This window comes from Methanosarcina sp. 1.H.T.1A.1 (assembly GCF_000979295.1).
Lineage (GTDB): Archaea > Halobacteriota > Methanosarcinia > Methanosarcinales > Methanosarcinaceae > Methanosarcina.
The window spans coordinates 135,819-153,777 of the sequence record NZ_JJQY01000147.1; the positions used below are offsets into that span (position 1 = coordinate 135,819).

Annotated in this window: 25 protein-coding genes, 1 tRNA gene and 1 pseudogene; 19 read left to right on the forward strand and 8 right to left on the reverse strand. The window is 44.0% G+C overall.

All coding sequences use genetic code 11. The features are described from left to right. Positions 1-2: 2 nt before the first annotated feature. Positions 3-440: a DUF123 domain-containing protein gene (locus EO95_RS15045; protein ID WP_048136011.1), complete on the reverse strand. Its 438-nt coding sequence runs from the start codon at positions 438-440 to the stop codon at positions 3-5. 17 nt (positions 441-457) lie between these two features. After that, positions 458-1,435, reverse strand: a complete 978-nt coding sequence (locus tag EO95_RS15050; protein WP_048136080.1) for an ADP-ribosylglycohydrolase family protein — start codon at positions 1,433-1,435, stop codon at positions 458-460. Between the two features lie 150 nt (positions 1,436-1,585). Here EO95_RS15050 and EO95_RS15055 point away from each other — a divergent pair, with 150 nt between their 5' ends. Continuing rightward, positions 1,586-1,825, forward strand: coding sequence for a hypothetical protein (locus EO95_RS15055; protein ID WP_048136013.1), 240 nt, complete (start codon positions 1,586-1,588; stop codon positions 1,823-1,825). Between the two features lie 107 nt (positions 1,826-1,932). On the opposite strand, the gene EO95_RS15060 is transcribed toward EO95_RS15055, so the two are convergent. Both EO95_RS15060 and EO95_RS15065 read right to left on the reverse strand, forming a co-directional pair. Beyond that, positions 1,933-2,007: transfer RNA gene (locus EO95_RS15060), tRNA-Glu, on the reverse strand. A gap of 227 nt (positions 2,008-2,234) precedes the next feature. After that, positions 2,235-3,476 carry a proteasome-activating nucleotidase gene (locus tag EO95_RS15065; RefSeq protein ID WP_048136015.1) on the reverse strand — a complete coding sequence of 414 codons (1,242 nt, stop codon included), beginning with the start codon at positions 3,474-3,476 and terminating at the stop codon, positions 2,235-2,237. 923 nt (positions 3,477-4,399) lie between these two features. Here EO95_RS15065 and EO95_RS15070 point away from each other — a divergent pair. The 13 genes from EO95_RS15070 to EO95_RS15125 all read left to right on the forward strand — a co-directional run bounded on the left by EO95_RS15070 (position 4,400) and on the right by EO95_RS15125 (position 12,320). Next, positions 4,400-4,645, forward strand: coding sequence for a DUF131 domain-containing protein (locus tag EO95_RS15070; RefSeq protein ID WP_048136017.1), 246 nt, complete (start codon positions 4,400-4,402; stop codon positions 4,643-4,645). Then, positions 4,627-5,004, forward strand: coding sequence for a DUF131 domain-containing protein (locus EO95_RS15075; protein WP_082106073.1), 378 nt, complete (start codon positions 4,627-4,629; stop codon positions 5,002-5,004). Before EO95_RS15070 ends, EO95_RS15075 begins: the two co-directional genes overlap by 19 nt. Before the next feature lie 418 nt (positions 5,005-5,422). Next, positions 5,423-6,697, forward strand: coding sequence for an adenylosuccinate synthase (locus EO95_RS15080; RefSeq protein ID WP_048136021.1), 1,275 nt, complete (start codon positions 5,423-5,425; stop codon positions 6,695-6,697). Between the two features lie 298 nt (positions 6,698-6,995). Then, entirely contained in the window at positions 6,996-7,445 is a 450-nt protein-coding gene (locus EO95_RS15085; protein ID WP_048136024.1) for a 30S ribosomal protein S19e, read from the forward strand. Positions 7,446-7,534: 89 nt separating this feature from the next. Further along, entirely contained in the window at positions 7,535-7,903 is a 369-nt protein-coding gene (locus EO95_RS15090; protein WP_048136026.1) for a DNA-binding protein, read from the forward strand. Between the two features lie 5 nt (positions 7,904-7,908). Next, positions 7,909-8,511 carry a tRNA (5-methylaminomethyl-2-thiouridylate)-methyltransferase gene (locus EO95_RS15095; RefSeq protein WP_048136028.1) on the forward strand — a complete coding sequence of 201 codons (603 nt, stop codon included), beginning with the start codon at positions 7,909-7,911 and terminating at the stop codon, positions 8,509-8,511. Positions 8,512-8,801: 290 nt separating this feature from the next. After that, a complete protein-coding gene (locus tag EO95_RS17255) occupies positions 8,802-8,957 on the forward strand; it encodes a 50S ribosomal protein L39e (RefSeq protein ID WP_011024005.1) in 156 nt (51 codons plus the stop codon). A 20-nt stretch (positions 8,958-8,977) separates the two neighbouring features. Next, positions 8,978-9,247, forward strand: coding sequence for a 50S ribosomal protein L31e (locus EO95_RS15100; protein WP_048136030.1), 270 nt, complete (start codon positions 8,978-8,980; stop codon positions 9,245-9,247). Between the two features lie 32 nt (positions 9,248-9,279). Further along, on the forward strand, positions 9,280-9,939 hold the full coding sequence (locus EO95_RS15105) for a translation initiation factor IF-6 (RefSeq protein WP_048136032.1): 660 nt from the start codon (positions 9,280-9,282) through the stop codon (positions 9,937-9,939). Between the two features lie 54 nt (positions 9,940-9,993). Then, on the forward strand, positions 9,994-10,170 hold the full coding sequence (rpl18a, locus tag EO95_RS15110) for a 50S ribosomal protein L18Ae (protein WP_327037173.1): 177 nt from the start codon (positions 9,994-9,996) through the stop codon (positions 10,168-10,170). 5 nt (positions 10,171-10,175) lie between these two features. Continuing rightward, positions 10,176-10,604 (forward strand): prefoldin subunit alpha, encoded by a 429-nt coding sequence (gene pfdA, locus EO95_RS15115; RefSeq protein WP_048136036.1) that lies wholly within the window; start codon positions 10,176-10,178, stop codon positions 10,602-10,604. A 197-nt stretch (positions 10,605-10,801) separates the two neighbouring features. Then, entirely contained in the window at positions 10,802-12,055 is a 1,254-nt protein-coding gene (ftsY, locus tag EO95_RS15120; protein ID WP_048136082.1) for a signal recognition particle-docking protein FtsY, read from the forward strand. 67 nt (positions 12,056-12,122) lie between these two features. Further along, positions 12,123-12,320 (forward strand): hypothetical protein, encoded by a 198-nt coding sequence (locus EO95_RS15125; RefSeq protein WP_048136038.1) that lies wholly within the window; start codon positions 12,123-12,125, stop codon positions 12,318-12,320. On the opposite strand, the gene EO95_RS15130 is transcribed toward EO95_RS15125, so the two are convergent. From EO95_RS15130 to EO95_RS15140, 3 genes are all read right to left on the reverse strand, one after another. Continuing rightward, a complete protein-coding gene (locus EO95_RS15130) occupies positions 12,317-12,496 on the reverse strand; it encodes a PspC domain-containing protein (protein WP_048136040.1) in 180 nt (59 codons plus the stop codon). The genes EO95_RS15125 and EO95_RS15130 overlap by 4 nt on opposite strands. A 205-nt stretch (positions 12,497-12,701) precedes the next feature. Then, positions 12,702-13,793, reverse strand: coding sequence for a hypothetical protein (locus EO95_RS15135; protein ID WP_048136042.1), 1,092 nt, complete (start codon positions 13,791-13,793; stop codon positions 12,702-12,704). A gap of 24 nt (positions 13,794-13,817) precedes the next feature. Next, entirely contained in the window at positions 13,818-14,804 is a 987-nt protein-coding gene (locus EO95_RS15140) for a DUF523 and DUF1722 domain-containing protein (RefSeq protein ID WP_048136044.1), read from the reverse strand. Positions 14,805-15,197: 393 nt separating this feature from the next. Here EO95_RS15140 and EO95_RS18610 point away from each other — a divergent pair, with 393 nt between their 5' ends. The 3 genes from EO95_RS18610 to EO95_RS15155 all read left to right on the forward strand — a co-directional run bounded on the left by EO95_RS18610 (position 15,198) and on the right by EO95_RS15155 (position 16,088). After that, a complete protein-coding gene (locus EO95_RS18610; RefSeq protein WP_327037172.1) occupies positions 15,198-15,377 on the forward strand; it encodes a hypothetical protein in 180 nt (59 codons plus the stop codon). A 53-nt stretch (positions 15,378-15,430) separates the two neighbouring features. Further along, positions 15,431-15,739, forward strand: coding sequence for an Hsp20/alpha crystallin family protein (locus tag EO95_RS15150; RefSeq protein WP_048136048.1), 309 nt, complete (start codon positions 15,431-15,433; stop codon positions 15,737-15,739). A 139-nt stretch (positions 15,740-15,878) separates the two neighbouring features. Then, complete coding sequence (locus EO95_RS15155) at positions 15,879-16,088, forward strand: DUF1059 domain-containing protein (protein WP_048136050.1); 210 nt, start codon at positions 15,879-15,881, stop codon at positions 16,086-16,088. Between the two features lie 200 nt (positions 16,089-16,288). Here EO95_RS15155 and EO95_RS15160 read toward each other — a convergent pair whose 3' ends face one another. Beyond that, positions 16,289-16,768, reverse strand: a complete 480-nt coding sequence (locus EO95_RS15160; protein WP_048136052.1) for a TspO/MBR family protein — start codon at positions 16,766-16,768, stop codon at positions 16,289-16,291. Between the two features lie 45 nt (positions 16,769-16,813). Here EO95_RS15160 and EO95_RS15165 point away from each other — a divergent pair, with 45 nt between their 5' ends. Together EO95_RS15165 and EO95_RS15170 are read left to right on the forward strand one after the other, a co-directional pair. Continuing rightward, positions 16,814-17,077, forward strand: coding sequence for a hypothetical protein (locus EO95_RS15165; RefSeq protein WP_048136054.1), 264 nt, complete (start codon positions 16,814-16,816; stop codon positions 17,075-17,077). Between the two features lie 34 nt (positions 17,078-17,111). Continuing rightward, positions 17,112-17,903 (forward strand): annotated as a pseudogene (locus EO95_RS15170) (glutamine synthetase family protein); the annotation flags it as partial. Positions 17,904-17,959 lie beyond the last annotated feature (56 nt).

Consider the following 17,959-nt stretch of genomic DNA (forward strand, 5'->3'; position numbering starts at 1 on the left):
ATTCAGCACTCAAGCACAACAGCCCGGAGTCCAAGAGCTCCAAAAACTTCCATGATCTCCGAAAGAGGATTTTCTTCCCTGTAAAAGAGATGAGAACTGCAGGCACAGTCCGTGCATCCAAAGCCCGGAGCTGAATTTCCTCCAAGCCTGCGGGCAAGTTCACACTCAAGCCGGGTAGAAGTACCGGCACAAACTGCCCAGGATAATCTGAACGAAGAGTTCAGATGGAGATAATCCACGTGCCACCTGGGATTCTTATCCCTTTTCAAAGAAAGGTCAATATGTCTTTTTACTCTCTTCATGCCCCCGGAACCGAGAGCTGAGCCTGTATATATATGAAAGCCTTCTGGAAAGGAAAATGCGCCCTTTTTCCCGACATCTATTACGCAGTCCCGGTTTTCGAACACCAGACAGTAAACCCCTTTTTCGGAAAAATCCATTTTTAAGACCCCAATTCTTAAGACCTCGACCTGTTGCCGGAAATCTGATGTTTGTTTTCGGAAACCTCAAGGTACTTTTCAAGCAGAGGCACCACCATGTCTTCCAGCAGATCTTTTTCCTTCAGGGCTTCAACCCAGGAAGAGGGAACTGCCTCGATCCCAAGCCCTGCCCCGAGAATTCCGCCTGCAACGCTGCCCACCGAATCCGAGTCTCCGGTTATGTTCACTGCGGTTTGAACTGCTTTTTTGTAATCATCAGGGTACCGCAGAATGCAGAAATAAGCAAGTGCAAAGGTTTCATCCGCATACCAGCCCTGCCCGATTTTCTGGAGAGCCTCTCCATCAGTCAAATTACTATGAGCCAGTTCATAAGAGCCTTTGAGGGCTTCCGTAAACTCATCAGAAATTCCTTCCGTTGCCCTAAGAAGGAGCAGAAACATTTCTTCGGGGGCTATACCGTCAAGAGCCATTTTAACAGCATATGCTCCTGCAACGGATGCAGCATCTGCAGCCGGGTGAATATGAGTAATTCTGCCGGAAAGTGAAGCTGCTTTAACCAGCTTATCAGGATCGTTCCGGAAGATGAAGCCAAGGATTCCAACCCGCATGAGGCTTCCGCATGTTTTTGAATTTATTCCTGACCTGCTCCAGTGAATCCCGTCCCTGAGATTAAGGGCTGCCCCTCTGGTGGTCGCTCCTGCCCCAAGGTCAGGTTCATCCAGCCACAGGATAAGTTCCTCTGCAATCTTATCCATAAGCTCTGGAAGTTCAAGTTCTGCCCCATGCAGGAGCCCTCTGGCAAGCACAAGCATCAACTGGGTATCATCGGTCCAGAAAGCATCAGGAGTCAACTCAAGAATTCCCTGTTCTCCATATATCTCTTTTATCTGCTCAAGGGTCAGGTGTTCTACAGGGCGGCCAAGAGCGTCCGCACATGCAGTGCCGAACAGGTAACCGCGGAGTTTGCTTTCGACATTGATAGTTCTTGAGTCCATATTTACCAATTATTTTGTTTTTCTGCAATTAATCGCTTTTAGATTAATACTTTCACCCCGAAAACATAAACAGGATATACATTGAAATGGAAATACAGAACCTGGGTACATCGATAAAAGAACAAAAGATGTAAAAGGGGGAAGATTTCATTGGCAGACGGTGGTTTAATAAGTGAACAGGAAACTCACAAAAACCAAGAGGCAGCAACCACAATACAGGAAACGGTGAAAGAAGATTATAAATGGATTGCTAAAGGGGACACATATCCTGTAAAAGAGCTGCTTAAAAAAACCGGGATGCTCTGGGACAGGCAGCATAGAGAGTGGTACAGTAATAAAAAGCCTGATGTCAGGATAGAAGGCATTTACATCATGAGAAAAAAGGCATAAGGTGTTTTTAAAGGGTGAATATCAGAATAAATTAGTGCAAAAAATTGATGTGAAAAATTAGTGTGAAAAAGAATTGGTGCAAAAAGAATTGGTGCAAAAAGGAAAAGTGCTCCGATGGGGATTTGAACCCCAGTCGCAGGAGTGAGAGTCCTGAATGATTGGCCGAGCTACACTATCGGAGCACGCTGTCACTTATGTTTTGCTGTAAGGCAGCATATCATCAAGTAATTTATAAAATATAAACCTTTCGTCTGATTCTTGAAAAAATATAAGAATTGCCGGCAAGGAATGGATCCCTGCTCGGCACAAAAAAAGGAAAGCCGTTCCCAGACGGGTTAATAATCAGGTTCAGGCTTTCTAATCCGGTTCTCTACAGGCAGATGCTTTCTAAATAAGTTATTCCAACAGGTTACACGAACATGGCCTGAGGAATTGTGGGCGCCTGCACGTTTACAACCTTGTCATAAGCTTTAAGGAAATCTGCCATGGTGATCTGCTGACCGCGTCTGCGCAATACAAATATTCCGGCTTCTTTGACAATTACACTTATCTCTGCCCCGCTCCTTCCTGACATAGCCTTTGCAAGCTTCTCAAAGTCCACATCATCGGCAAGTTTCATCTTACGGGTGTGGATCTTCAGGATCTCAATCCTGCCTCTTTCATCAGGGAGTGGAATTTCAATTGATCTGTCAAACCTGCCAGGTCTGAGGAGAGCAGGGTCAAGCAGGTCAATCCGGTTGGTTGCCGCAACCACCTTTACGTTGCCTTTTGGATCAAAACCATCCATTTCGGCAAGGAGCTGAAGCATTGTTCTGTTTACCTCTGCCGAGCCGCTGGTCCCATCATATGTCCTCATGCTGCCCACGGCATCGATTTCATCTATGAAGAGGATGCTTGGGGACTTGTCTCTTGCAAGCTGGAAGATATCCTTGACGAGCCTTGAGCCTTCCCCTACAAACTTCTGGACGAGGTCGGAACCTGACATTCGGATGAAGGTGGCTTTTGCCTGAGAGGCTATGGCTTTTGCAATCAGAGTCTTCCCCGTACCCGGAGCACCGTGGAGCAGAACGCCAGAGGGAGGTTCGATTCCCAGGTCCTCAAAAAGCTCGGGTTCGGTGAGCGGAAGTTCCACACTTTCACGGACTTCCTGAAGTACATCCTCCAGCCCGCCAATCATGCTGTAGTCCACACCGGGAGAATTGATAAGCTCCATAACCTGAGCTCTCACGTCGGCAGCCCTGCTCACTATGGAAATAATTGAGTAAGCTCCGTTTACAGCAACCCTCATTCCGGGCTCTATTTTTCCTAGACATTCTTCCGGGATCTGCGTAAGGACTTCCTGGTTGTTTCCGTGCTGCCTGATAAGGGCAATTTCCCCGGTAACCTCAAGAATGGTTGCAATGAAAAGTGGAGGTTCAGTAAGCTGTTCCAGATGAGCTTTTAATTTATTGATTTCCTGAAGGTGCCTGCCTGTGGCTACACTGGCTTCAAGGAGCCGGGCCTTCATATTTTCGTTCTGGACCTTAAGTATCTCTATTTCGGTTAAGAGAGATTTCACATCCTCAGGAATGATCTCCCCGCACTCAAGCTGAAACTCTACCCTGGACTTAATATCTTCCAGGGAAGATCTTATGGCACTGTCTTCTGACATTTGAAAACACCTGTTTTGTGGTATAAAATTGATTTGAATATCCTGGTTTCAGGTTAATTGAGTTCTAAACGTGTGTGATCTGGTTGATTTAGTTGATTTGAAGGCAAAAGGTTTACGGATAACCCGGTTTGCAGGTAATGGTCTGTGGCTAACAGGGTTTTAGCAATTACCCTGCGGACTTCAGTATGTAATTCTTCCGGGATCTGCCTCCACCCCTTCAGGGCTTTTACAATAAAGCAAAAGCCTGAAAACGGGCGCCAGGAACAGAACAATACTTTTCATGACTATTGCCCTTTGGAGGGCAATTGCATGTTACCCGGTGCAGACAATTTATACATATGCCTTTTACGGGATAGCGTACACGTATCAAAGGTTAAAATGTAATTGAAGAGGTTCTTATCGTGTTCACAGTATATATAAGATGCCGGGAATAAATATGCATATGTAAATATAAAAATGATATATATAAGTTCCTGTAATACCTGCAGCCCATTGCCGACCCCTATTAAATTACTTTTTAATGCTCACTTAATATACATCAGCTTTATTGTTTATTTCAGACTCCCTATTTGTCCTTTCAATTAATTATACGTAATTGTCACTTTTCAATGTCACCGCAGTTCTCCCCTGAAGGGCCAGAATTTAGGAAGTAAAAGCAAAAAATTACGGATTTTTTAAATAGGTCTGCCCTGGAGAAAGAGTTATATAAAAACATTTCGTTAGAAATATGCAAAATTCCGGGCTAAAAAGAAGCTAAGTAGAATAAATAAGTAAAGATGATAAGTAACTTCACCGCGTTTCAGATAAATTAGACATATTTTATATATAATTCTCCCATCTAGATAATAAAAAATATAAAGTCGTCTACATAAATAAAAAATTTAAAGGATAGATTTAATAATAAAAGCATAATATCATTCCACATGCGTGCATCAGAAGATTTTCTAAGAGTAGGCGCAACAGTCACATTTGTTGGCTTTATTATAGTATTATTAGGCATTGTTCTTACAATGTTACAGCATCCTGCAAAAACACAAATGGGCGGACTGATCATGCTCGGACCCATCCCGATAGTATTCGGCTCTGCTCCTGAAATTACAACAAATATGCTTGGGCTTGGGTTATTAATAACGATTCTTTATCTATTCCTGTGGAAGACGAAACGTTGATTGGAAACTTACTTGTTTTGACTGGAATTTTCATTATACTCTTCGGGTTTTTAATGCTTATAATCGGAACAGCCATAGGCATGCGCGAGAATTTCGAACCTGGAAAAGGATATTCAAAAAGAAGAGACCGGTTCGGAAAAGAAGCTGATTCCGGAAATTCGTTCGGTTTTGAGGAACTCGATAAGAAAGAGCCTCATGCAGGAAAAGCCGGGTCAAGGATAAGAGGCGGAGGAGTAATTATGCTCGGTCCGATCCCGATTATCTTCGGAAGCGATGGAGAAAGTGCAAAGACAGCAGCAATTCTTGCGATAATCCTGATGGTTCTCAGCCTGCTTATTTTCAGAGGCATAATATTCTAAATTTGCCTGCATTTGCATTCAAACATTTATCTACCCTGTTTTCAAAGCCACCCTGTTTTCAAAGCCACAGAATTTAAAACTGCTTGCCCCTTAATCTCGTTGTTTCATGACATGCCATTGCCCCATGACAGGCTATTGCTTCGATGTACTCCCGCTTCATTATATACATAATAATCTGGGCTGGTAATATAACGGGACTTGGACAACGGGGGGTAATTATTATGCTGCCCTGCTGCAGGGATAGTATCAGGACTGAAAGAGAGTTTTCCGCCATTCAGTTTATGGAAAGGGGGTCAGGGCGCTTAAACTGCGTACGGACTTAAGGAACACATTGGAGAATATTATTAAAAGTGTGCCCCGGGACGGAAGCAAATAAACCGGACAAAACCTTATTAAGGTTAAGCCCGATTCATGGCTTATGTTTACGATAATCACAGGCGCGCAGTTCGGTGACGAGGGAAAAGGCAAGATTGTCGACCTTCTTGCAAAAGACTATGATATTGTTGCCCGTTTCCAGGGCGGGAACAACGCAGGCCATACAGTAAAGGTAGGAGATGAGGTCTACAAACTGCACCTGATCCCCTCAGGCATTCTGCTTGATGCCAGGGTACTGATCGGGCCTGGGGTTGTTCTGGACCCGGAGGTTTTAGCCGAAGAAACCGCAATGTTTGAGAAGCACGGGATAAAGGTAAATGCAGGAAAACTCGGGATTGATGCAAAAACAAGTATCATTATGCCTTACCACATAGAAATGGATGGGCTTAGAGAAGCTGCAAGGGAAACGAAAATCGGAACCACCAAGCGCGGAATCGGCTATGCCTATATTGATAAGGTAGCCAGAGACGAGATCCGCATGGCTGAACTTGTGGACAGGGAGCGCTTCCTGGCAAGGCTTGAAGAACTTGCCCCTCAGAAAGAAAAGGAAATCGAGGCAATGGGAGGAGACCCGAAGGTCGTCAGAGATCCGGCCCACATAAAAAGATACCTGGAACTGGGAAAACAGTTTGCTGCCTATATTACTGATGTTTCCAGGGAAATCAATCAGGCTCTTGATGAAGGAAAGAATGTCATGGCTGAAGCCGCCCAGGGCACCCACCTTGACGTTATACACGGAACCCAGAAATTCGTAACCTCTTCTTCCACAATTTCAGGCTCTGCATGTGCCAACCTTGGAGTGGGACCTACGAGGGTAGATAACGTCATTGCCATAGTAAAAGCCTATATAACAAGAGTTGGGGAAGGACCTCTACCAACAGAGCTTGCCGGGGAACTGGGAGAAAGGATGCAGAAAGCCGGAGGAGAGTTCGGGACAACTACAGGCAGAGGCAGAAGATGCGGCTGGTTTGACCTCCCACTCCTTAAAAAGGCTATTGCCCTTAACGGATATACGGAAATTTCCCTTACCAAACTGGACGTACTGACAGGCTTTGACCCTCTCAGGATCTGTGTTGGATACAAATATAAAGGAGAAAGCCTGGACTATCCCCCGGAACTTACAGAAGATCTCCGGGACTGCAGTCCGGTGTATGAAGACCTCCCTGGCTGGAAAGCCGACCTGACAGGAGTGAAAGCCTATGAAGAGCTTCCGGAAAATGCCAGAAACTATGTCAGAAGGCTTGAAGAGCTTATGAAAGTCCCTGTCAAATATATATCGGTAGGTCCGGGAAGAGCACAAACCTTTAAAAAAGAATAATGCCATTTAGTAAACCTGTTCGGTATCTTACCGAAAAATGTATATATTAACCAATAAATTTATCAACCCCATTTTCCAGTTTAGACTAAAATCATATTAACCGGCATTATCGGGTCTTCGGACCCAAATTTTAAAGAGTCCGTAGCCAGCTTATAAACCAGCAATGGATTTCTCGAAAGAGCATAAGAGTTACCTCTTTTCGAGAACAAGAGTTACATTCCTGACAGATTCGGGGGGGAAGAATCGGCACTATCGCCCGAACCTGCAAAATTAACTTAATTCGCATAAGGAGGAGAGCATGACAACAGTATTTGATGTTCCTGCAATGGAAATGATCGACAAGCTTGCAGGTATTCTGAAGGAAAATGAAAAGGTAGTTCCCCCCGAATGGGCAGGGAACGTGAAAACCGGTGTTCACAAAGAACTCCCCCCGACCAATGAAGACTGGTGGTACGTCAGGTGCGCAGCAGTCCTCAGAAAGATCTATACCGACGGACCAATCGGAATCGAGAGACTCCGCTCAGTATATGGGGGAAAGAAGGACAAGGGTGTCCAGCCCTCCCGCAAAGCAAAGGGCAGTGGTTCTGTTGCCAGAAAGGCAGTACAGCAGCTTGAAACTGCAGGCTTCCTGCAGAAGGTAAAGGACGGAAGAACAGTATCTGCAAAAGGGCGTTCCATGATGGATAACGCAGCACACGAACTTAAGCAGGAACTGCTCGAAAAGATTCCGGAACTTGCAAAATACTAAAAGAGAAGCTACTTCAGAAAGGGACCTGAGAAATTCGGATCCCCTTTCATATATATTACTAACCAAATTCCAGAAAACCGGTTTTTTCGGTGATTGCCATGTCTAATATGGATGATGAACTCGAAGAAATCCGAAAGAGACGGCTTGCAGAAATTCAGAAACAGCAGGCACCACATCAGCAGCCTGATATGCAGGCAGCTTACCAGCAGGAGCAGGCAAGAGCTGAAATGGAAGCTCAGAAGCAGGCTATACTGAGGCAGATCCTGACTCCCGAAGCAAGGGAACGCCTGACAACTCTGAAGATGTCAAGGCCGGCCCTTGGGGAACAGCTTGAGATGCAGCTGATATCGCTTGCCCAGAGTGGAAGGCTCCAGTCTCAAATCGATGACGAGCAGCTGAAATCACTCCTGATGCGGATGCAGCCAACGAAACGCAAGACGTCCATAACCCGGGTTTAAGCACAATGAAAGTCTCGGTCCTCTTTAGTGGAGGTAAGGACAGTTCACTCTCTGCCCTTTTGCTGGAGCCGTTTTTTGAGGTAGAACTCGTAACCTGTAACTTCGGATTGCTCCCTACAGGAGAAATCGCAGCAAAAACTGCTGAGGAGTTACACTTTCCACACAGGGTCCTTTCTCTTGAGCGAGAAATCCTGGAAAAGGCATACGAGATGGTACTGAAAGAAGGGTTTCCGAAAAGCGCGATCAATTATATCCACGAAAGAGCTGTCGAAACTCTTGCTATGGATCCGACAGTAAAAATGATTGCCGACGGAACCAGGCGGGATGACAGGGTCCCAGTGCTTTCGATCTCACAGGTGAGAAGCATTGAAGACCGGCTGGGAGTACAGTATTCCTGCCCCCTTAAAGGATACGGCAAAAAAGTTGTGGATTCTCTTGTCGGATGTTACCTGAATGTTGAACAGGGTCCGAGTGAGAGTACCCAGAAAGCAGATTATGAAACAGAACTCAGAGAGTTAATCCGGCAGAGACAGGGAGAGGAGAGAATAAAGGAACTATTCCCTGTTCATTTCCAGTCCCATGTACTTTCAAGGAAGAGATTTCCCTGAAAAAAGAAGCAAATGAATTTGAAAACTGGAAGCTTCCCTGAAGGGGGAAATTCTGGAATAAAGATTTATACAATAATCGAGTTATATTCAACCCCTATACTACTGCTGCAGATTAACCACAGAATATATAGGATTTACAGGACATGGTTAACAGACCTGCCGATTCATTCCGGCATGGTAGAGCCGCAATTACGCAAGGGTTGAAATCACAATCAGCTAATTACCGGATATAACTGTAAATTAACAGAATTATTAGATTATATTACTTACAGTCAACAGGTGTGGTCCACTTGAGTCATAACATGAAAGGACAGAAGAAGCGTCTTGCAAAGGCGCACAAACAGAATACGCGAGTCCCGGTGTGGGTTATTGTAAAAACTAACCGGAAGGTAGTGAGTCATCCCAGGCGCAGACACTGGAGAAGAAGAAGTCTGGATGTGAAATAAGCGAGGATGGTGGGAAAAAAATGGCAGACGACATGGTAAAAGAACAGATCTATACGATTCCCCTCAGAGAGGCAAGGAAAGTCCCTATATGGAAAAGAGCCAACAGGGCAGTTATTGAAGTAAGGGATTATCTCGTAAGGCACATGAAAACCGAATTGACGCAGGTTAAGCTGGACAAATCCATCAATGAACGTCTCTGGGAAAAAGGCTGTGAAAAGCCACCTCTCTCAATCCGAGTACGGGCTGTGAAGTTCGCAGATGGTGAAGTACAGGCAGAGCTTGCCCAGTAAATATATACCAGGAAAGCGAAAAGTCAAAGAATATGATCAGAACAGTGGATATCTACGATACCCCGGTTATCGGGGTCTTTTCAACCTGTACCGAAGATATTGCCCTCGTTCCCCCTATGGCAACCCCAGAGGTCTGCACTATACTCGAAGAGGTGCTGGATGTAAGGGTCATCGAGACTCTTATAAATGGAAGCATTGTAGTGGGAGCCCTTTCAAGAGGCAACTCAAATGGTATTCTGCTTCCATACGGATCCAATGTCGAAGAGATGCAGAGACTCACAGGAGTTCCTGCGGGCACCCTTCCGGACAGGCTGAATGCAGTCGGAAACATCGTGCTGGCAAACGATTCCGCAGCCCTTGTACACCCAGAGCTGTCAGATATGGCTCTGGAAGCCATTGCCAGGACCCTTAAGGTAGACGTTTACAGGGGAACAATTGCCGGGATTAAAAATGTAGGGATGGCAGGAACCGTTACAAATAAAGGGCTTCTGGTACACCCTAAAGTGACAGCTTCAGAAAGAGAAGCTCTGGAAAAGATCTTCGGACTTCCGGTAAACATAGGGACTACTAACTTCGGGACCCAGATGCTTGGCTCAGGTCTGCTTGCGAACTCAAAGAACTTTGTAGCAGGCTCCGAAACAACCGGACCGGAACTCGGGAGAATTGAAGAAGCCCTTGGGTTCCTGGAATGAGCATCAAATCATCCATCTGTTCCAGAACAAAGTTACAGCAAGAGAGTGGTAATGATGAAGAGTTTTATTGTCAAAGGCACGTTTAAAGCAGGAAACAGCTGGGAAAACTTCACAAAGAAGATCGAAAGCCAGAATGAAAAGAATGCAACCGATAAGACATATTCGATCTTCGGAAGCAAACACAGAGTTAAAAGAAACCAGATCCAGATCGAAAGCATAGCTGAGGAGTGAAGGATATGGCAGAAGTCAGTGAAGAGATCAGGAATCTGGCAGCCAGGCATCAGGAATTCCAGAGGCAGGCTGAAGCGCTCAGACAGGAGATGAGCATGGTACAGGCTTCCATTTCCAGCTGCGATCAGACCATTGTGACAATAAATGAGCTGAAAGCAGCTTCAGAAGCAGGCAAAGCTGCGGAAACAATGGTTCCGGTAGGTTTTGGTTCCTATGTTTATGCTGAAGTCAAAAACGCAGATCGAGTCGTTGTTAATCTCGGAGCAGGCTTCAGTGCAGAGGAAACTGCAGAAGGAGCTATCGAAACTCTGAACCGTCGCAAAGAGCAGCTTACGAAAATATTTGAACAGATGAATGCTTCACTGACTAAATTCGCACAGGGGATGCAGGCCCTTGAAGCAGAAGCTGCAAAACTTCAACCTGGCCAGGCCTGAAAAATGCCCTGGCTCGGGCACAGATACCGTATTAGTGAAAATTATAAACCTTATTTAAGAATCGAATAATATCATTAACTTTAATTATTCCATCAACTCTAATACTATTCCATCAACTCTGATTATCTCATTAATTTCAATTACTTCATTAAACTTTAATTACCTATTTTTTACTGAATCTTTTCGGGATGGATCCTGTGTTCAACAAATTTAAAGAGAAACTTGGGAGTTTTAAGAAGGCGCTCAGCAAAACGATTGATGAAAAGGCAGTAGAAGTCGAACCAGTAGTCGTTGAGCAGGCGCCCGTAAGCGAAGAAAGCCTCGAAGAGGAAATTGAGCCGATAATTGAAGAAAATACCATCGAGGCTGCCCTGAAAGAAGAAAGTCCCGAAGCCGAAACGGTTACTGCTTCTCCGGGAATCGCCCATATTCCGATAGAAGATCTGAAGAAAGCGGAATACAGGAAAAAGCTTGAAGACAGAAAGAGGGTTGAAGGGAAAAAAGTAGAGGAAGAGAAACCCCCTGAAGAGAAAAAGTCTTTTTTCAAAAAGGTCGTCCCGAAAGTCGGGTTTGCTCAGAAAGCTAAAGCCCTTGTATTTAATAGAGAAGTCTACCTGGATAGCAAGGATCTTGAAGAGCCGATGTGGGAGCTTGAAATGGGTCTCCTGGAAAGTGACCTTGCCCTCTCGGTTTCCGAGGCTATTGTTGAGTCTGTGAAAAACCAGCTCACAGGCACTACAAAACGGATTGGAAGCAATACCGGAGAAATAGTTGAAGCAGCCCTGAAGAAAGCAATCCTTGATGTTGTATCTGCTAATACCTTTGATTTTGATGATTATGTAAAAAACAGGCAAAAGCCAGTTCATATTGTCTTTGTAGGGATTAACGGAACCGGAAAAACAACATCCATTTCAAAGATGACACACAGACTGCTTAAATCGGATTATTCGGTAGTTCTTGCTGCAGGAGACACATTCAGGGCAGGTGCTATTGACCAGCTGGGAATTCATGCAAGCAGGCTTGGGGTAAAGATGATTAAGCATCAGGCTGGAGCCGACCCGGCAGCTGTTATTTATGATGCTGTCCAGTATGCAAAAGCGCATAAAATCGATTTTGTGCTCTCTGACACGGCAGGCCGCATGCATACAAACATGAACCTTATGGCACAGATGGAGAAGATCTGCAGGGTAAGCTCTCCAGACCTCATAATCTTCGTGGACGAAGCCGTAGCCGGAAACGATGCGGTAGAAAGGGCTGCCCAGTTTAATGAGGCTGTCCCGATTGACGGGTCCATCCTGACAAAAATCGATGCAGATTCCAAAGGAGGAGCTGCCATATCCATTGCTTACATTACAGGCAAACCGATTCTCTTTTTCGGGATGGGACAGGGTTACGAAGACCTGAAAAAATTCGATCCCGAATGGTTTGTGGACCAGCTTTTCAACCAGTAAAAATCACTCAAGCAGCAAGCGATCAGTAAACTGAAGAATTCCCGGAAAAGAAAGAGCGCACTTACTCTTGCAGCCCAGCCTGTTTTCCGGGAATTCAACTGCAAAATACGGTATTGCAGTAAATAATAATAATAATAATAATAAAAAGAAGAAGAGAAAAAGAAGAAATAATAATAAAAAGAAGAGAAAAAGAAGAACAATAATATTGCAAGTTTATTTAGGAAGAAAGAGAAACTTAAGGAATCTGAAAGTTTCTAAATTTTAAGGTTCTTCAGGAATTATAATCCAGGCTATAATATAACCAACTATTCCAGCTCCATTCAGAGAAAAGAGCGCCCATAAAAGCCTTATGAGCGTAGGGTCCACATCAAGGTATTCACCTATGCCCCCACATACTCCGGCAATGATCCTGTTCTTCTTTGACCTGTACAGTTTCTTCATATGATTACCTCTACTCCAGGAAAACACTCTAAGTTACCTGAAAAATATTCAATCATCTAATTATACCGGGTTTCATTTGAGTCCCCCTGATATAAGGAATTGTTTATATAAGATTTATAAGTGACTCTCCATTTTTCTGAGTATGTCGAAGTTCACCGAAATTTCGGCTTTAAACGTAGTCTATGAATCAAGACCGGCTTTTCTATCAGATACTTACCCACTCACTCATTATCTCTTCAGAGAACAGGTTTTCCCCGACAGCCCGCACATACACTCTGAAAGTCTTGCCTCCGGGAACTCTGAGCCCTTTTGCAACAAACTGGTAAGATTCTTCCGGCTCCACATTTACAGGATCGCTTTCTATCTGGTCCCAGGCCCTGATTTCATCATCAGCCTGAAGGGAAACATAAATGGTGGTATCTTCAGCTATTTCGGAACCCACATTTCTCAGAGTAACGTTAACGTCCACCACCCCTTCTTTTTGCGAGTACTCACACTGGGCATTGAAATCAAGATTGACAAGAGGTCTTCGGTACACAGGGATGACCTGGACGGACTCATCTTTATACTCATCAGGCATCTCCCCTATCTGCCAGTTGCTTCCCGTAGTTTCCAGATAGTAGTAATGATTGTTTTGATATTCGAAACTCCTGCCTTTTGTTTCAGGGTCACACTTTATTCCGAGAGCCATGTGCTCCGGGAGTTCGAGGAGGACGACATCGTAGCCCATCTCCTGCAGGATTGCTACGGAAAGAATGGAGGTATCCTCACAGTCTCCACCGTTATCATAGAGGGTCTCATAAGGAAAACGGGGGTACTGGTCATATCCGGAACTTGCAACGTCTGATGTGTAGTTAAGGGATTGGATAAAAGAAACACAAAGACCCGGCACCTTATTTTCTTCAAGCCCGTACTCCTTTGAAAGGGATAAAAGAGTATCTGCAATATTTTTAATTAGCCAGTCATCATATGGGTCAGAAGCAAAAAGGTCATATTCCCTTTTGCGTGTCCTTGACTCATACGTGTCATAAAGCTTATCGTCAAGCAGTAAAGTAAGGTACCATTTGTAGCCGTCATAATTCCAGGAGTAAGTTCTGGACGATTTCCCTGGTGCTACGGATTCTTCCGCGACCAAGCTACTGGAAGGTTCAAGATTCTTATTCTCTGCTCCCGGCAGGTTCTTCTGTAGTCCTTTGTTGCCAGAATCTCCGGATACCTCAGAAAAAGGCCAGAAGAAAAGAACCCCGGCCATATAAACGAGTAAGAAAAGAAAAATCAGTTTAGTTCTAGCTTTCATAATTAACGCCCATCCGGAAACGCATTAATTAAATTTCCAGAGATCCTCTCTTAAGTGAGACTCAATCGGATTCAGTTCCATCAGATCTTCAGGATATGGTTCGAAAAAGGTCTGATGCATAAGATAGTCGTTATCAAATCGTGCGACCCATGCCCTGATTGTATTTATTGCAGGACAAATGGAGACCTTTCCTCCCCTGTACTTTTGGACCCAGTCTAAAAACAGGGCCTTCTCACGGCTCGAAAGTTTATCTGAAAAATACCCTAATGCATGCATTAACACATTGATGGTTGAGGTATATCTGGGAGCATTGGAGAGAGCATTGTACAGGTGCGCCTCATAATCGGAAGCCAGCTCTTTGAAGGGCTTGCCTTCTCTGTTTGCGGTAATCGCCCCTAATTTACGGAGCTCAGCCTGACTATAAGCCATAAGAAGAAGTTTATTATCTGTGTGGAAACTTCTCAGATCCTTCATACTACCTTTAACCTTTACTTCTCGAAAAGCTGAAAATGTAAAGAGTTTTGCCAGGAAATGCTCTTTAATCCGGGCATTCCGGAGTCTGCCTTCATCCTCAATAGGGAGGAAAGGGTACCTTTTCAGAACTGCACCCCCTAAGTACCCTGAAGTTTTCCCAACTGCCCCTTTTCCCTCAACAGCCGGATAAACCTTTACGTCCTTGAGCCCACAGGAGGGAGACCTGAACTTCAGGATGAAGCCGTCCACATCTTCTATAGAGTCAAGGAAACGAGTACAGAAAGTAATCATATCTTCGGTGACATCCTTCCCGCTCGAGGGTTGAACAAGCCTGTGTTCTCCTCTGTCAAGGACTATTCTCACCGGGGTTCTTGGAACTCCAAGCCCGATCTCTACTTCTGCACAGACAGGCAGGAAATCAACGTATTCCTTAAGTTTTGCCACTACAGGACTGCTAATCATATCTCCGTTATATCGGCAGTGGTCGAATTCAAGGCATCTGCTGACAACAACCTTCGGCCTGGAAAACTCTCTCATTTAACCCCCATACAAAAAGGAGTTGCTTACATAAATTGCTTTTCAGACAAAAAGAAGCATGAGACGTATTTAGGATATAAGCTAAAATATTATAAAAAGAGATTATAAAAGCAGTATTTCCAGAAAGAAGAGTTTTTTTCCTTTATCCGATTCTGAGTATAGTGAAATAAATAGATAAGATACATATAAATATCTAAATTGGTGATTTTATTTGGGGGAATATTATGGCTGATATTTTGAGATTATCACCGGCTATTTGTGCGCATCCAGACGATACGTCAACTACCCCTGAGCTAAAGACTCCGGAATTTCCTGCTGAGGTTTTATGAAAATTTGAAGATAGAAGGGGTTCTTCCAGGGGTAGAAAAGAAAAAAAATCGTTCTTTAAAGGTTATGGAAGACAGTTTTTATGTACATGCCACCAAAGAAGGGGTTGAGTATGTAGACAGCTATGCGGTATGCTGCCCTATAAGCCCGGAAAAAGCTACTGCAAACTATTCAAACGGAGTACTGAAAGTCACTGTGCCTTATCAGCAGCCTTTTGAAAATTCAGTGGACGTAAAGATTGAGTAAACAGATACTTGATACTGTTAGGTTGCATAATTTTTCAAGGAGGGGGAATTTTAATGGAAAATCCTGTGCCCAAGATAATAAAAACCCCGATTATTGCCATGTATCACGATGATACACATGAAAGCCTTACTATAGAGCTTGAACTTCCGGACGTCATGGACGAGCATATAACTCTTGTAATGCATGAAAACAGTTTTTACCTTAAAGCCTACAGTGAAACTGTTGAATACCTGGGATCTTTTTTTCTGGATGGGCCCGTAGACCCGGAAAAGGCTATTGCAGTGAACAATAATGGAATGCTCACTATAACAGTCCCATATAAAGAAGGATTTGTTTGCGCAAGATATGTTCCGATAGAGTGAAAACTTGAAGATAGCAAAAAGCGCCGTGCAGAGGGAAAAATCCGAAAAGACTTAATGTTATATCCAATCAACTTTTATTATATTTAATTTGAATAGAAGAAGACTATTTTGATCAGTTTTTACTGCAAGAGGAGCTACCATGAAAATTGTTAAGTGCGGCGATCTGGGATTCAAGTGCAACTTTATGGCTACTGGTAATGAGCTGGAAGAAGTCGAAAAAACTATGTTTGACCACATAGAAAAAGAACATAAAGAAGAACTTGAAAAGATGTCCGAAGATGACATTCACCACCTGAAGCATCGTGTATCAACCCTTCTAGGAAGAAGTTGCGGTTGCGGTGCCCTCTAATATTTAAGCTTCCACGAACTTCAAAGCTTACCCTGGGTCTCCCGGGTATAGACCTTTTTTTCAGAGTTTTTTTGTGAATGCGGTTTTCAGCAATTCAGTAAAGAACAGGAATCGGGCTGAGCCCATATTGTAATACTAACGGACTCAATCCATATCTGAAATATACACTCATGGGAACATACACTCATGGGAACATACACTCATGGGTTAAGGACCCAGATCTGGTAATTAAGCAGCGCCGCAAAACTGACCCAGAGAAGATAAGGGATAAGGAGATAGGAAGCTGCTTTTGAAATCTTCAAGAATTGTATAGCCGTCAGCAGGATTGCAAGCCAGAGTAGGAGAATCTCAAGAAAGGCAGTATAAGGAGACTGCAGTCCGAAGAACAGGAGAGACCAGAGTATGTTAAGGCCCAGCTGTAATCCGAAAAGGAAAATTCCCACTTTGGCTTCTTTTTGTTGCAGCCCCTTTTCCCACACAAGATAAAGGGAGATTCCCATAAGCGTATAAAGCGTTGTCCAGACAGGGAAAAAGACCCAGGAGGGAGGATTAAAAGCCGGCTTTTCAAGCAAAAGATACCAGCTTTCAAGAGAAGAAGATGTAAATATAGCACCAATTGCCCCCGCGAACTGGCAGATAATTATGGAGACCAGAAGCCTGAATACATTCACTTTAAACATATAAGACCCCAAAGAGATACTGTACTTCAACACTAATTAATTGCAATGTCCGAAGAATATTTAATTTGTTTTTTCATATATTTTGAAGTATGTTGGAAAATATTCCAGAACGGAAAATTAAAATTTAAACCCTATTTAGAAATTCAGTCCTTCTGGAATGAAATTTATATACAGGATATTAGAAATATACGTAGTGAAGTGGGGATGGATTTCATAAATAATTTTAGAAACTTTTTAGATATCTATGGAGCTTTAAGCGCAGTCTATGCCACAAAACATAGAAATATATATATAATATTAGGTCGGTAAATGATTACCTAATGCCTGGTGAGGATGGAATAAAATGGTGCAGATGAAAAAGTGTACGACTAAAGAAGACGTATTAGAGACTGTAAAGGAACGAGACGTAAAGTTTATCCGGACTCAGTTTACGGATACACTCGGCATCATCAAAAGCTGGGCAATTCCTGTAGAACAACTGGAAGAAGCTTTTGAAAACGGCGTAATGTTTGATGGATCTTCGATCCAGGGCTTTACAAGGATCGAAGAATCTGATATGAAACTCGTGCTTGACCCGTCAACGTTCAGGATCCTCCCCTGGAGACCCGCGACGGGCGCAGTCGCAAGAATTCTCGGAGACGTATACCTCCCTGATGGGAAACCCTTCCAGGGAGACCCCAGATACGTCCTGAAAAGCGCAATCAAAGAAGCCGAGAAAATGGGCTTCTCAATGAACGTCGGACCGGAACTGGAATTTTTCCTTTTCAAGCTTGATGCAAACGGAAACCCTACAACCGAACTTACCGACCAGGGCGGATACTTCGACTTCGCACCCCTTGACCGTGCACAGGATGTACGCAGAGACATTGACTATGCCCTGGAACACATGGGATTCCAGATAGAAGCATCCCACCACGAAGTAGCACCCTCACAGCACGAAATCGACTTCAGGTTCGGCGACGTACTTAGCACGGCAGACAATGTAGTAACTTTCAAGTACGTGGTCAAGTCCATTGCCTATCACAAAGGATACTATGCGACATTTATGCCAAAGCCCCTCTTCGGAGTAAACGGTTCAGGCATGCACAGCAACCAGTCCCTCTTCAAAAACGGAAAAAACGCTTTCTATGACCCTGTCTCTTATACACATCTGACGCTGCCGACGAATAGAGAGGTGTAGATCTCGGTGGT

Coding starts and splice junctions, on each gene's coding strand:
- rpl18a (WP_327037173.1), top strand. CDS start 9,994: ATGAAGAGTTTTATTGTCAAAGGCACGTTTAAAGCAGGAAACAGCTGG.
- EO95_RS15080 (WP_048136021.1), top strand. CDS start 5,423: ATGTTTACGATAATCACAGGCGCGCAGTTCGGTGACGAGGGAAAAGGC.
- EO95_RS15150 (WP_048136048.1), top strand. CDS start 15,431: ATGGAAAATCCTGTGCCCAAGATAATAAAAACCCCGATTATTGCCATG.
- pfdA (WP_048136036.1), top strand. CDS start 10,176: ATGGCAGAAGTCAGTGAAGAGATCAGGAATCTGGCAGCCAGGCATCAG.
- EO95_RS15070 (WP_048136017.1), top strand. CDS start 4,400: ATGCGTGCATCAGAAGATTTTCTAAGAGTAGGCGCAACAGTCACATTT.
- EO95_RS15050 (WP_048136080.1), bottom strand. CDS start 1,435: ATGGACTCAAGAACTATCAATGTCGAAAGCAAACTCCGCGGTTACCTG.
- EO95_RS15095 (WP_048136028.1), top strand. CDS start 7,909: ATGAAAGTCTCGGTCCTCTTTAGTGGAGGTAAGGACAGTTCACTCTCT.
- EO95_RS18610 (WP_327037172.1), top strand. CDS start 15,198: ATGGAAGACAGTTTTTATGTACATGCCACCAAAGAAGGGGTTGAGTAT.
- EO95_RS15155 (WP_048136050.1), top strand. CDS start 15,879: ATGAAAATTGTTAAGTGCGGCGATCTGGGATTCAAGTGCAACTTTATG.
- EO95_RS15105 (WP_048136032.1), top strand. CDS start 9,280: ATGATCAGAACAGTGGATATCTACGATACCCCGGTTATCGGGGTCTTT.
- EO95_RS15160 (WP_048136052.1), bottom strand. CDS start 16,768: ATGTTTAAAGTGAATGTATTCAGGCTTCTGGTCTCCATAATTATCTGC.
- EO95_RS15045 (WP_048136011.1), bottom strand. CDS start 440: ATGGATTTTTCCGAAAAAGGGGTTTACTGTCTGGTGTTCGAAAACCGG.
- EO95_RS15140 (WP_048136044.1), bottom strand. CDS start 14,804: ATGAGAGAGTTTTCCAGGCCGAAGGTTGTTGTCAGCAGATGCCTTGAA.
- EO95_RS15135 (WP_048136042.1), bottom strand. CDS start 13,793: ATGAAAGCTAGAACTAAACTGATTTTTCTTTTCTTACTCGTTTATATG.
- EO95_RS15100 (WP_048136030.1), top strand. CDS start 8,978: ATGGCAGACGACATGGTAAAAGAACAGATCTATACGATTCCCCTCAGA.
- EO95_RS15065 (WP_048136015.1), bottom strand. CDS start 3,476: ATGTCAGAAGACAGTGCCATAAGATCTTCCCTGGAAGATATTAAGTCC.
- EO95_RS15165 (WP_048136054.1), top strand. CDS start 16,814: ATGTCCGAAGAATATTTAATTTGTTTTTTCATATATTTTGAAGTATGT.
- EO95_RS15085 (WP_048136024.1), top strand. CDS start 6,996: ATGACAACAGTATTTGATGTTCCTGCAATGGAAATGATCGACAAGCTT.
- EO95_RS15130 (WP_048136040.1), bottom strand. CDS start 12,496: ATGAAGAAACTGTACAGGTCAAAGAAGAACAGGATCATTGCCGGAGTA.